Source organism: Peptoniphilus ovalis (assembly GCF_018919265.1).
Lineage (GTDB): Bacteria > Bacillota > Clostridia > Tissierellales > Peptoniphilaceae > Peptoniphilus_A > Peptoniphilus_A ovalis.
The window spans coordinates 91,668-104,488 of record NZ_JAHLQO010000004.1; the positions used below are offsets into that span (position 1 = coordinate 91,668).

At 30.6% G+C, this 12,821-nt stretch carries 11 protein-coding genes; 3 read left to right on the forward strand and 8 right to left on the reverse strand.

What is annotated here, in order from left to right:
* Positions 1 to 6: 6 nt before the first annotated feature.
* The 3 genes from prfB to KQI68_RS06165 form a co-directional block, all read right to left on the reverse strand.
* Positions 7 to 1,122 (reverse strand): peptide chain release factor 2, encoded by a 1,116-nt coding sequence (prfB, locus tag KQI68_RS06155; protein ID WP_216549255.1) that lies wholly within the window; start codon positions 1,120 to 1,122, stop codon positions 7 to 9.
* A 167-nt stretch (positions 1,123 to 1,289) separates the two neighbouring features.
* Positions 1,290 to 2,528: an FprA family A-type flavoprotein gene (locus tag KQI68_RS06160; RefSeq protein ID WP_216549256.1), complete on the reverse strand. Its 1,239-nt coding sequence runs from the start codon at positions 2,526 to 2,528 to the stop codon at positions 1,290 to 1,292.
* Positions 2,529 to 2,539: 11 nt separating this feature from the next.
* Positions 2,540 to 4,477, reverse strand: a complete 1,938-nt coding sequence (locus tag KQI68_RS06165) for an acyl-CoA dehydrogenase family protein (RefSeq protein WP_246541266.1) — start codon at positions 4,475 to 4,477, stop codon at positions 2,540 to 2,542.
* Between the two features lie 331 nt (positions 4,478 to 4,808).
* On the opposite strand from KQI68_RS06165, the gene KQI68_RS06170 reads away from it, so the two are divergent.
* Complete coding sequence (locus tag KQI68_RS06170) at positions 4,809 to 5,390, forward strand: nitroreductase family protein (RefSeq protein WP_216549257.1); 582 nt, start codon at positions 4,809 to 4,811, stop codon at positions 5,388 to 5,390.
* Positions 5,391 to 5,534: 144 nt separating this feature from the next.
* Here the strand turns inward: KQI68_RS06170 and KQI68_RS06175 are convergent, their stop codons facing one another.
* The 5 genes from KQI68_RS06175 to KQI68_RS06195 are packed head-to-tail and all read right to left on the reverse strand — an operon-like array spanning position 5,535 to position 11,306.
* On the reverse strand, positions 5,535 to 6,659 hold the full coding sequence (locus tag KQI68_RS06175) for a toxic anion resistance protein (RefSeq protein WP_216549258.1): 1,125 nt from the start codon (positions 6,657 to 6,659) through the stop codon (positions 5,535 to 5,537).
* Between the two features lie 5 nt (positions 6,660 to 6,664).
* Positions 6,665 to 7,786, reverse strand: a complete 1,122-nt coding sequence (locus KQI68_RS06180) for a 5-bromo-4-chloroindolyl phosphate hydrolysis family protein (protein ID WP_216549259.1) — start codon at positions 7,784 to 7,786, stop codon at positions 6,665 to 6,667.
* Between the two features lie 7 nt (positions 7,787 to 7,793).
* Positions 7,794 to 8,627 (reverse strand): DegV family protein, encoded by an 834-nt coding sequence (locus tag KQI68_RS06185; RefSeq protein WP_216549260.1) that lies wholly within the window; start codon positions 8,625 to 8,627, stop codon positions 7,794 to 7,796.
* 8 nt (positions 8,628 to 8,635) lie between these two features.
* A complete protein-coding gene (glmM, locus tag KQI68_RS06190) occupies positions 8,636 to 9,979 on the reverse strand; it encodes a phosphoglucosamine mutase (RefSeq protein WP_216549261.1) in 1,344 nt (447 codons plus the stop codon).
* A 4-nt stretch (positions 9,980 to 9,983) separates the two neighbouring features.
* Positions 9,984 to 11,306: a CCA tRNA nucleotidyltransferase gene (locus KQI68_RS06195; RefSeq protein ID WP_216549262.1), complete on the reverse strand. Its 1,323-nt coding sequence runs from the start codon at positions 11,304 to 11,306 to the stop codon at positions 9,984 to 9,986.
* Between the two features lie 102 nt (positions 11,307 to 11,408).
* Here KQI68_RS06195 and KQI68_RS06200 point away from each other — a divergent pair, with 102 nt between their 5' ends.
* Both KQI68_RS06200 and KQI68_RS06205 read left to right on the forward strand, forming a co-directional pair.
* A complete protein-coding gene (locus tag KQI68_RS06200) occupies positions 11,409 to 11,882 on the forward strand; it encodes a hypothetical protein (protein WP_216549263.1) in 474 nt (157 codons plus the stop codon).
* Between the two features lie 12 nt (positions 11,883 to 11,894).
* Positions 11,895 to 12,821, forward strand: coding sequence for a copper amine oxidase N-terminal domain-containing protein (locus KQI68_RS06205; protein ID WP_216549264.1), 927 nt, complete (start codon positions 11,895 to 11,897; stop codon positions 12,819 to 12,821).

Sequence of the window (12,821 nt, forward strand, 5' to 3'; positions counted from 1 at the left end):
TTAACCTCAACTTTCTTCAGTAGCTTTATCTTGAAGATAAGCATTTATAAAGACATCTAAATCTCCATCCATAACCTTATTTACATCACCAACATCTACATTAGTTCTGTGGTCTTTAACCATTGTGTAAGGTTGGAAAACATAGGAACGAATTTGTGAACCCCAAGCAATTTGTGAATAATTTCCTTGTAAGTCTTCGATTTTTTCTTTCTTTTCTTCTTCTGCTAGGGCTATAAGTTTTGCCTTTAACATATTCATTGCCTTTTCTCTGTTTTGAATTTGGCTTCTTTCGTTTTGACATTGAACAACGATACCTGTTGGAATATGTGTAATTCTAACTGCAGAGTCAGTAGTATTTACGTGTTGTCCGCCTGCTCCTGATGAACGATAAGTGTCTACTTTAATTTCATCTTCTTTAATTTCAACTTCTGTATCATCATCAAGTTCTGGGAAAACATCCACTGATGAGAATGAAGTGTGCCTTCTCTTATTAGAATCAAAAGGAGAAATTCTTACAAGTCTGTGAACTCCCTTTTCACCTTTTAAATATCCATAGGCGTTGTCTCCTAAAATTTTCAAAGTAACTGATTTGATTCCAGCCTCATCTTCTTTTAAAATATCTAGAGTTTCAATTTTAAATCCCTTGTTTTCAGCATATCTTGTATACATTCTTAAAAGCATACTTGCCCAGTCTTGAGCTTCAGTTCCACCTGCTCCTGCGTGAATTGAAAGAATTGCATCGTGAGAATCATACTCTCCATTTAAAAGTGTATCTAGTTTAAAAGCTGAAGTTTTCTTTTCAATCTCATCAACTAATTCTTGAAAATCTGAATATGACGAATAATCTTCCTCAATTTCCATAAGAGTAATTAAATCTTCTGCATCTTCTATTAAACTTTTAATATCTTCATATTGATTAACTTTATTCTGATAGTGATTAGTTTCTTTTATAACTTTTTGAGCTGAATCATTGTCATCCCAAAAACCTGGTTCCATTTGTTTTTTATTTAATTCAACAACTTTTTCTTTTAAATCATCTATTTGAATAGATTCGCCCAAAGATTTTGTCGTTGTTTTGGAACTTTCCAGTCGCTCTTTATCTAAATAGATATTTTGCTCCATAAAAGCCTCCTTTATATTATTTATTTAAGTATATCACATTAATTATCTTTGTATATTTTATTGCATAAATGGCGATAATTCAATAAGATTATAAAATAAAAAATTCGGCTGCATCCATAGACAGCCGAATTTAATCTATTCATCCACACCGATTTGGTTAGGTATTTTTAGTTTGCAGATTTTTCTTTTACTTCTCTAATTTTTGCCATTGATTCGATAATTGAATCAGCTAAAGCTTCCATGTCGTTTTCGTTAGCCTTATTTAAAGCTGAGTTAATAGTAACTCTTTCTGGAAGTACATCAAATAATTTAAGATTTTCATCAATAAATTCTTCAATCTTATCTCCAACTGTACAAGCCCAAGTACCATTTTCGATAATACCAACAGTTCTGTTTTGTACATTAAGAGCTTCAAGATCCATTAGGAAGTTCTTCATTACTGGATAAATTCCTAGATTGTATGTTACTGATGCAATGACAATGTGGGAATATTTAAAAGTATCAGAGATTAAATATGACATGTGAGTGTTACTTACATCGTGTACAACTACATTAGTCATTCCCTTATCGCATAGTCTACTTGCAAGAGCTTGAGCAGCACGTTCTGTATTTCCATACATGGATGCGTAAACAATCATAACTCCTTCTTCTTCTGGTTCATATCTTGACCATTTGTCATATTTATCAATAAACCATCCAATATTTTCTCTCCAAACTGGTCCGTGAAGTGGACAGATATATTTAATATCAACAGTTGAAGCTTTTTTAAGAACGTCTTGTACAAATGGTCCATATTTACCTACGATATTAGTTAAATATCTTCTAGCAGAGTCAAGCCAATCTCTTTCGAAATTAACTTCATCAGCAAATAGTTTTCCGTCTAAAGTTCCGAAAGTACCAAAAGCATCTGCTGCGAATAATACTCCATCAGTTGTATCAAAACTTACTAGAACTTCTGGCCAGTGAACCATTGGAGCTTCTAAGAATATAAATTCGTGTTTACCGAAAGAAATAGTATCTCCTTCTTCAACGATAATTGATTGTTCTTCGCTTACATGGAATCCATATTGTCTCATGAATTCAAAGCCTTGTTCACTTGCAATTACTTTAACATTTGGATATCTTAATACAATTTCATCAATTGTTGCAGCATGGTCTGGTTCTAAGTGGTGAATTACAAGATAATCAAGATCTTCTCCATCAAGAACTTCTGCTACATTTTCTAAGAAATCTTTAGCAATTGACCAATCAACAGTATCAAATACTACATTTTTTTCATCCTTTAGTACATATGAGTTATATGTTACTCCTTCAGGAATAGGGAATATATTTTCAAACAATGATAATCTATGGTCATTACCACCAACATAATATATATCATCTGTAACTTTTCTAACAGTATACATTTGTTCCTCCTTTATTTTCTATCTGCTGGGTATTCTTCTTCAATGAAGTTTTGTTTTTCTTCTTGACATTCTGGACATGTCCAATCATCAGGTAATCTATCGAATTCTGTACCAGCATCGATTTCTCCTTCTGGATCACCGAAGTTTGGATCATATTCGTATCCACATCCTGGACAAACCATTACTTTGTAGTTAGGAGCTAATTTTCTTGGTTTAGATCTTCTAACTTTTTTCATTGGAGGAGCTGGATCTTTTTCACCAGTACCAAATGCTTCTGCAAGAAGTGGCATAATTTCAAACATATCTCCAACAATACCATAGTCACAGTTCTTAAATATTGGAGCACCAGCATTTTTGTTGATAGCTACAATAGTTGAAGCATTTTTAATACCCTTTAAGTGTTGGTTAGCTCCAGAAATACCACAAGCTATATATAGATTTCCGTTGAATTTTTGTCCTGACATACCAACATATCTTTCAAGAGGAATTAATTTCATAGTTTCAGCAACAGGTCTAGATCCACCTAGTGCAGCACCAGCAGCGTGAGCAAGTTCTCTTGCCATATCCATATTTTCTTCTCCACCGATACCTTTACCTACAGCAACTACTCTTTCAGCATCATAAACTGGAGTATCAATATCAATACCTACTGAGAAGTCATAACCATCTTTCTTAAGGTTTTTAACAAGAATTTCTACAGCTTCTTCAGCAGTATCAGCCTTGATGATTTCTCTCTTTCTTTCTCCTGTAATAGGACCTGCTTTTTTATCAATTGCAGCAGCTTTTCCTTTTTTCTTAGGAGCTTTACCTATTAGGTGACTTGCTACTACAACTCTTTGAATTTCAGATGTACCTTCATAAATAGTAGTAATCTTAGCATCTCTGAAGAATCTTTCTACATCCATTCCCTTTAGGTAACCATTACCACCGTGAATTTGAAGTGCTTCATTTACAACCCACATTGCAACTTCAGATGCAACTGTCTTACACATTGCAGCTTCCATTGAATAATTTTCATGATTTTGTTTCATTTCAGCAGCTGAATAAATCATAAGTCTTGCTGCTCTAATTTTAGTTGCCATATCAGCAATCTTAAATCTAATAGCTTGTTGAGAAGCAATTGGTCTACCAAATTGAACTCTTTCTTTTGCATAAGAAAGTGCAGCTTCATATGCACCTTGTGCAATTCCTAGAGCTTGAGAAGCGATACCGATTCTACCGCCATCAAGTGTTTGCATTGCGATTCTAAATCCTTGACCTTCTTTACCAAGTAGATTTTCTTTAGGAACTTTAACATTGTTAAATTGAAGTTCAGCAGTAGTTGAAGATCTAATACCTAATTTGTCATAGTGGTCTCCAAATGTAAATCCTTCCATTCCTTTTTCAAGAATGAATGCTGAAATACCGTGAGTTCCAATTCCTGGAGTTGTTACAGCATATACTACATATATATCAGCTGCTGGAGCATTAGTAATAAATATCTTATTACCATTTAAAATGTAATAATCTCCTTCAAGAACAGCTGTTGTTTCAGTTCCCCCTGCATCAGAACCTGCATTAGGTTCAGTAAGACCAAAAGCACCTAGCTTTTCCCCTTTAGCTAGTGGAACTAAATATTTTTCTTTTTGTTCTTGTGTACCAAAAGCTTGGATAGGATAAGAACCAAGTGATGTATGAGCTGATAAAACTACCCCAACACCTGCATCTACTCTAGATAATTCTTCTACAGCAATTGCATAAGAAATAACATCTTTTCCTGCTCCGCCTTCTTCTTCTGAATAAGGAAGTCCCATCCAACCATTTTCACCAATTTTTTTGATGATTTCTTCTGGAAATTCATTGTTTTGATCAAGGCCAAAAGAAAGTGGCTTAATCTCAGATTCTGCAAATTCTCTTATAGCTTTACGAAGCTCTTCATGTTCTGCAGTAGTCTTGTACATATTTGACATATTTTCCTCCTTCTTAAATAAAAAAATACTACATGTTACCAATTTCATTTTAAATAAAAATTGTACCAAACCGGTATACAATAATTACAGTATACAACAACTTATCTAAAGTGTCAAAGGTTTTCTCAAACGATAAAAATATAAAAATTTGTTGGAAAACTAAGAAATTAAACATACTTTTAGATAAATCCGTTTGATTGATTTATACCCAAATTATACAAAATAATCATTATATATTAATTTTTTTGCTTTTTCTCTTTAATATATTTTATTTTTTAGTGAAATAATATAAAATTTAATAAACAAGAAAATTTTGGTGATGGAGGTTAATATGGATTTAAAAAAATTATTAGAATGGCGAAGAACTTATAGGAAATTTAACGAATCAAAAAAGATTGATAAAAATGACATCGAAGAAATTTTAGACTCAATTAAATTTGCTTCATGTGCAAACAATAGACAGTTCTTAAGATTTATTTCAATTGAAAGCGAAGAAAAGGTTTTAGAAGTTTTTAAAAATTCTCTATGGGCTGCATCTCTTCCCCGTGATGTTGCTACACCTAAAGAAGGCGAAAGACCAGTTTACTTTGTAGCAATTCTAACTGATGAAAAGAGAAAATTAAGATTTAATGGAATTGATGAAGGTTTAGTGATTTCAAATTTAACTCTAGCTGCTGCAGAAAAAGGAATTGGATCATGTATCATTGGAAGTGTAAAAGATGCAAAGATACGTGAAATTTTAGGTTATGATGAAAATTATTCATGCGAAGTTGTAGTTGCCTTTGGCTATCCAATTGTAGAATCATCAATTAAAGAGATTGAAATTGACGAAGATCAGTCATATTATTTAGATGATAAGGGAAATTATGTAGTTCCTAAATATAAAAAAGAAGATATAGTAAAAAGAATATAAAAACATTTTAAAAGAATATAAAAAAGTCTCTTATGAGAAGCTTTCAAAGTGTCAAAAAGTAAAAACCCACTATAAAAGCGAAATTCTGTGAGCTTTATAGTGGGTTTATCTAATGACTTAATACCTCCTATAAGGAGGTGTTTTTTATTTATTTGCTATATCTCTAAGTGAGTTTTTTAAATTTTCTTCTATTTTTCTTAGCTCTTCACTTGCTTCTTCTCTCTTCTTATGGCCCTCTCGTTGAATTTCACGAACTTCAGTTAGGGCTTGAATAAGTTGATCATTAGTATATTTTATAGTTTCCATATCAACAATTCCTCTTTCAGATAATCTTGCCGTGTCAACTGTAGTTTGTTTTAATGTCTCTGCATTTTTCTTTAAGAGTTTGTTCGTTAAATCAGTAACTTCTTTTGTAGTCTTAGCTGCTTCCCTAGAATGATTAGCTCCAAGTGCAATAACCATTTGTGACTTCCAAAGTGGAATAGTGTTTACAATAGTAGATTGAATTTTTTCAACCATAACTGTGTTAGAAGATTGCACCATTCTAATTTGAGGAGCCATTTGAAGTGAAACCATTCTTGTTAAGTCCAAGTCGTGAAGTTTCTTTTCAAATCTATTAATCATATTTACATAGTCATTTGCCTTTTGTGCATCTACTGGAAGATTTGATGTATTTGCCTTTGATTGAAGTTTTGGAAGCTCTTCATTCATTGCGATTTCTAGTTTTTTTCTACCAGCTAAAATATACATGCTAAGTTCTTTATAATATGACTCGTTTAACTCATACATTTGGTCAAGAGTTGCTATATCTTTCATTAGAGTTACTTGATGATTTTCAAGTGACTTAATAATTGCATTTACATTTTTTTCTGCAGAGTCGTATTTAGTTTTTAGAGATGATACATTGTTAAATTGTTTTTTAAAGAATCCAACAAGCTTGTTGTCATTTTCATCAATATCAAAACTATTTAGTTCAGTTACAACATCATTAAGTAAATGTCCCACATCTCCTAAATCTTTAGTTTTTACTGATTCTAAAGTCTTTTCCGAAAAATTAGAAATCTTTCTCTGAGCTCCTACTCCATATTGAAGAACTACATTTGAATTTGTAAGATCTATCATCTCTGCAAATTCATCGACTTGCTTTTGTTCTTCTGGAGAAAGTTTTACTTCAGCTTTATTTTCATCAATGTCATCAATTTTTACAATCTCATTTTCTTGTTCTAAATTTTCTGCTCCATCTAGGGATAATTTAATTTCTCTTTCCAAAATATTTACCTCCCAATTTTAAATTCATCTTCATCTAAAAGACCTTCTTGTCTTAGCATATTTTTTAAAACGCTAATATCACTTGAAAGATCCATAGCTTTTTCTGCGTACAAATTATCAAGCAGCTTTAGAAAGGCTTGTTTAATTGTATCCATTGTGTTCTCTATTTCAATTATAGATGATTTTGCTGATTCAGTAGGTTTTTCACTCATTTCAATATAAGACTCTGATAATTTAACTGTAGTTGGTAGGTAATATTTAACTGCCCTATCTAAATCAGAAGCTGTATTTGGATTTTCTCTAAGTAGTTCAAAAATCTTTACAGTAATATTTAAAATCTCACGAACTTTAGAACTCATTGGCTCTTTAATTTCTTCAGATATTTTAGTAAGTTTAGTAACTTGAATCTTAGCATCATTAATTAAACTTTGAATATCTTCATTAACTTCACTGTTATTATTTGACTCATTTAATTCTAAAAGATGTTCTTTATATAATTTATAAGTCTTAGAGTCAAGTATAAAAAGCTCACCATTTTCTACAATTCTCGCCTGTCTGTAATAATCTTTGTCTATCATTTCAAGCAAATCATTTATAGTGAATTCTATTGGTTTTGCAGTAATTGCTGCAAGATCTGCCACAGGAATTACAGTATTATTTCCTATTTCACGATTGTATTTTCTAAATCTTATTAATAAATCCTTTGTACGTTTTGCCTTTCTAACTCCATAAAATGAAGCGGCTAATGCTGGAATAATCCAAACAACCATAAGAATTAAGTTTTCTATTATAGATTTAGGTGCACTTAATGAACTGACAGCATCCATAAGAAGTCCAGCCAAGATAAAAAGATGAACACCAATTGAAACTTTACTCAATGTATCCCAAGTTTTAATTTGTTTAACAGCCTTTGGACTTTGATTTATAACTCTATCGTCATTTTGTATTGAATAGGGAATTTTCGAAGAATCTCTACCAACTATCTTTGATAGAGATTTTCTAGTGAAGTCTAAAGCAGTATCAATTCCCCCTTCAATTAAATCTCCGATTTCTTTAAAGTTTTCGTTTTTAATAGCATTATTTATAATATTTTCAAATTTATTTTCTCTATCAGTATTTTTATTCATACTCACCTCAATAAGCTATTACAATACCTCCCAAGTCGGCATAACCTGAAGATAATCCATTTGTATGTCTTATATGAACTTTAACATTTTTATAAAGTTCTTTAATATTTTCTCCTAATTTTTCAGCTCTTTCTTTATTTCTAACATAAGAAATAGTAACTATATCTAAATCTTTTTCATTTTTTAAAGATCCTATTGCCTTTGCCATTTTGTCTAGAGATTTTTTTGTACCACGACTAATTTCATATGGCTCAATTTCTCCATTATTAGCAATCATAATAGGTCTAATATTTAAAACATTTGCTAAAAGTCCAGTTGTCTTTTTAATTCTTCCGTTTTTAATTAAATTTTGTAAGCTTTCTAGTACAAACATAGTCTTTTGATTGTCTACAAATTCTTCAATGATTTTAATAGTGCTATCAAAATCATTTTCTTTTAAAACTTCTAGCATTTTTAAAGCTATTCTAGTTTGTCCTGCTGAAGCTGATTTTGAATCTATTACATGAATCTTAATATCAGGATGTTTTTCTTTAGCTTCCTTTTCTGCAACTTTTGCAGAATTATATGAGCCTGAAAGTTTAGACGATATTGTCAAAATATAAATATCTTTGTCTAAATTTCTTTCTATTACATTTAAGTAATCATAAGGTGATGGACAAGCTGTCTTTATAGGATTTTTTGAATTCTCCATTTTACCTAGGTATCCTTCAATATTTAAATTATTATCATCCTTATACTCAACGCCGTCCACTTCAATTATAAAAGGAACATATTCAATGTTCATTTCAACTATTTCCTTTTTTGTTAAGTCACAACTTGAATCGCTAATTATTTTGTACATATGAACTCCTAATTTAATTTATTTTCTATTAATTTAACTAATTTGTCTGCGTCTTTTTCTAAAAGACTTTGGTCATTTCCTTCAATCATTACCCTAACTAAGGCTTCTGTTCCAGAAGGTCTTATGACTATTCTTCCATTTCCATCATAATGCTTTTCTATTTCTTTTATTTTATCTGTAATTTCTTCATATTCTGAGAATTTATATTTTAAATCAGCTCTAACTTTTGCATTTTTAAGAACTTGAGGATAATCCTTCATAAGGTCGTTTAACTCAGATAATTTCTTTTTAGTCTTTTTCATTATTTCAAGAAGGTGAATTCCAGTAGCTAATCCATCTCCAGTGGTATTATAATCTAAGAATATTACATGACCTGATTGTTCTGCTCCTATTACATAGCCTTCTTGAAGCATATTTTCTAATATATATCTATCTCCAACTTTAGTCTCACTAAACTTGACATCAATGGATTCTAGATATTTCTTAAGTCCCATATTTGACATAATAGTTCCAACTGCAGTATTATTCTTTAGTTTTCCTTCTTCTTTTAAATAAGTAGCAACTATTGCAAGGATATGGTCACCATCTACAACTCTTCCTAGTTCATCAACAGCAATTATTCTATCTGCATCTCCATCAAAGCTCATTCCAATTTGAAAGTTATCTTTTTTTACAAGATCAACTATTAAATCTGGATTAGTTGAGCCACAATTGTCATTTATATTTTTGCCATTGGGAGCATCATTAATAATATTTACAGTTGCTCCATAACTTTCTAGCACTTCTTTAGCAATATGGTATTGTGCACCATTTCCTGCATCAACTGAAACTCTTATTCCTTCAAAGCTCTCCTCAGTTAGACCCTTTAAGTACTCTTTATATTTATTAACAAATTCATCGGATCTGTTTACTTTCCCAATTTCATCTCCAGTGACGTCTTTATAAATTTTCGTACTTGATAAAATTTTCTCTTCAATTTCTTCTTCTATTGAATCGTCAAGCTTGAGCCCTTCGCTTGAGAAGAATTTAATTCCATTGTATTCAAAGGGATTGTGAGATGCTGATATTGAAACTCCGCATAGATAATCTCCAGTTCTTGTTAAATAAGCTACTCCTGGAGTCGGAATAATTCCTGCAACATCTACATCAAGACCAATGCTCATAAATCCACTGATTAAAGCTGATTCAATTAAATCTCCCGAAAGCCTAGTATCTCTTCCAACTAAGACTTTTCCCTTTTTATCTTTTGCAAGTACAAAGGCTGCAGCTCTTCCCACATCATAACACAGTTTTGGATTTAACCCCTTATTAGCTATATCTCTAATTCCATCAGTACCAAATAATTTTCCCATTACATCACCTATAATTTTCTTTTATATATAGAGTCAAATATTCTTTGTTGTTCTTTGAAGGATCGTCGTATACTATTTCTTCTAAATCTTTTAAAATCTTTCCGATAATTTTCCCTTCTTGAAATCCCAAAGATTTTATTGTATTTCCATCTATTTCTAAAAACTTATTAGATTTCATTTCTTTTTCTTCTAATAATTCTTTTACCCTATTTTTTCTTTTTATAATAAAGCTTGCATCTCTATCTGTCCTAGTCGCCATGCAATCAGCAATCATTAAATCATATAAATCTAGGACATTTTCTCTTCCTACTCTTTTTATTTGTCTTCTAAGAGCCTTATCAGTCATTTCAGAATGAACTTTCATATGATCTGAAATTAAAATTTTAACTTTTTCAATAATTTTATTAGATGCCTTATACCTCTTTAAAATCTTTTCTGAAAGTTCTGCCCCGTAAATTTCATGACCGTAAAAATGACCTCTCCCATCTTCGCCAATTGAAAATGTGTCGACTTTTGAAATATCATGAAATAACGCAGCAAGCCTTAAAGCTAAATCACCTTTTACAAAATCTGTTGTAAGGACTAAGTGGTCAAAAAGTGTCTTGTCATGAAAAGGAGTATGTTGATTAAAGCCAATTGTCCTTTTTAGTTCAGGAAATAAAACAGTTAAAACTCCTGTCTCTTCCATAAGTAGTAAATACTTTGATGGATTATCAGCAGTTATCATGGCCTTAAACTCGTCAAAAATTCTTTCAACAGATATATTTTTAAGAAGTTCTCTTTCATTAGAAATTGCTTCGTGCAAATCTTCTTCTAAATAAAAATCAAATCTTCCAGAAAATCTTATTGCCCTTAAAATTCTAATTGCATCTTCTCTTAGTCTCTCGTAAGGATTTCCAACTGCTCGAATAATTTCTTCAGCTAAATCTTTTTTTCCATTAAAAGGGTCATATAAGTTTTTATTTCTATCCATTGCCATTGCATTAATTGTAAAGTCACGTCTTTTTAAATCTTCAAGTAAATTATCTGAAAATTCTACACTTTCTGGTTTCCTATTATTTAAATACTTACCATCAATTCTAAAAGTAGTGATTTCATAACTTATACCATTAATTATAACAGCAACAGTTCCATAAGCTTCGCCCACCAAAATAGTTTTAAAGTCTTTAAAAACTTCTTTTATTTCATCTGGTCTTGCTGAAGTTGTAATATCATAATCATTTGGAGTATTCCCAAGTAAATAATCTCTTACGCATCCTCCAACAATATAAGCTTCAAAGCAATTTTCATTTAATTTATCTAAAATAAAAATTACATCAAGTGGCATTATATCACCCTTTTTATTATATCATTCTTATTACTATTTTAAAATTAATATAATTTTTTTGATAGAACGTTTATGGTATAATGAACTAAATTGGAGGTAATTATGAAGAAAATAACGTTAATATTATTATCAATTGTTTTATCTCTAGGCCTTATGGCTTGTGGAAATAAAACTAAAACTGATGTAAAAACAAATAGTGCTTCTAAAGTATCTACACAGACTTCTGCAAATGAAACTGAAGAAGAAAATTTATCTACATCTAATTTTGACAAAGAATTAATTGACGGCCTTATTAAAGAGTCAGATTACATATCTAGACTTCGCTTACAAACTTCTACTGCTGAAGGAGTCAATGCAACTTTTATAAGAGATTATAGAGGCGATTTATCAAAAATAGACATTACTATTCCTAAGACACTTTCACCTGGCAAAGAATATATTGTTTTCTATAAAGATGACCAAAACGGCGATGTAGTTCCTACTGAAAGAGAAGGAGTTTTTATAGAACTTAATGGCGATAAGGATACTAATCTAACTTATGTTGAAAAGAAATTTGGAACAACTAATTCTAAATAATGGAGGTAAAAAATGAAAAAGAATAAAATATTTTCAATTCTAATTATTTTAACAGCATTTTTCCTAAGTGCAAATGTATTTGCAGCGAGAACACCAATTATAGAATACAATGGAAAAATTATTGAAACTGATGTAAAACCATTTATTGAAAATGACAGGACTTTAGTTCCTATTAGATTTATCTCAGAAACTTTGGGATATTCTGTTAAATGGAATAATGACACTAGAGAAGTAACTATTGAAGACAATAACACAAATATTAAACTTACAATTGGAGCAAAAAATGCCCTTGTTAATTCAAAAAATGTAGAACTTGATGTAGCTCCAGTTATTAAACAAGATAGAACTTTCGTGCCACTTAGATTTGTTGCAGAAAATCTTAACGCTGATGTAGATTGGGATGCGAAAAATTTCAAGGTAATCATTACAAAAAATAAATCTCTTGGAATTAACTTAACTGAAGCTGAATCTTCTTATGTAGATGGATTTACAAATTTATTTAAAGATTTAGATAGAGATTACACTGAACTTAAAACTAATTTCTTTGAAAAAGAATCTAAGCTAACTAAAGACGAAATAATTGCAAATACAAATAAATTATTTTCTCAAATTGAAAACACAGTATCTAAAATTAAAAATTTAGATGCACCAGAAAGATTTAAAAATTCTCACAATCACGCAGTAAAAACAGGAGAAAAGATTGTCGATATAATTCCTAAATTAAAGGAATCAATGATTTCAAGAGATACAACTTTAATGACTGGTTTAACAGCAGAATTAATGGACTATGGATTCCAAATAGCTGAATCAAAAAATGCTTTTGAAGCAGCACTAAAGGGCGAAGAATATAAAGTTAAAGATGATATAAAGTATTATAACGAAGGAAAAGAAAATTCAAATTTAAAAAAATCTTTAGAAAATATATTTAAAAATCTATAA

Coding starts and splice junctions, on each gene's coding strand:
- prfB (WP_216549255.1), bottom strand. CDS start 1,122: ATGGAGCAAAATATCTATTTAGATAAAGAGCGACTGGAAAGTTCCAAA.
- KQI68_RS06160 (WP_216549256.1), bottom strand. CDS start 2,528: ATGTATACTGTTAGAAAAGTTACAGATGATATATATTATGTTGGTGGT.
- KQI68_RS06165 (WP_246541266.1), bottom strand. CDS start 4,477: ATGTCAAATATGTACAAGACTACTGCAGAACATGAAGAGCTTCGTAAA.
- KQI68_RS06170 (WP_216549257.1), top strand. CDS start 4,809: ATGGATTTAAAAAAATTATTAGAATGGCGAAGAACTTATAGGAAATTT.
- KQI68_RS06180 (WP_216549259.1), bottom strand. CDS start 7,786: ATGAATAAAAATACTGATAGAGAAAATAAATTTGAAAATATTATAAAT.
- KQI68_RS06185 (WP_216549260.1), bottom strand. CDS start 8,627: ATGTACAAAATAATTAGCGATTCAAGTTGTGACTTAACAAAAAAGGAA.
- glmM (WP_216549261.1), bottom strand. CDS start 9,979: ATGGGAAAATTATTTGGTACTGATGGAATTAGAGATATAGCTAATAAG.
- KQI68_RS06195 (WP_216549262.1), bottom strand. CDS start 11,306: ATGCCACTTGATGTAATTTTTATTTTAGATAAATTAAATGAAAATTGC.
- KQI68_RS06200 (WP_216549263.1), top strand. CDS start 11,409: ATGAAGAAAATAACGTTAATATTATTATCAATTGTTTTATCTCTAGGC.
- KQI68_RS06205 (WP_216549264.1), top strand. CDS start 11,895: ATGAAAAAGAATAAAATATTTTCAATTCTAATTATTTTAACAGCATTT.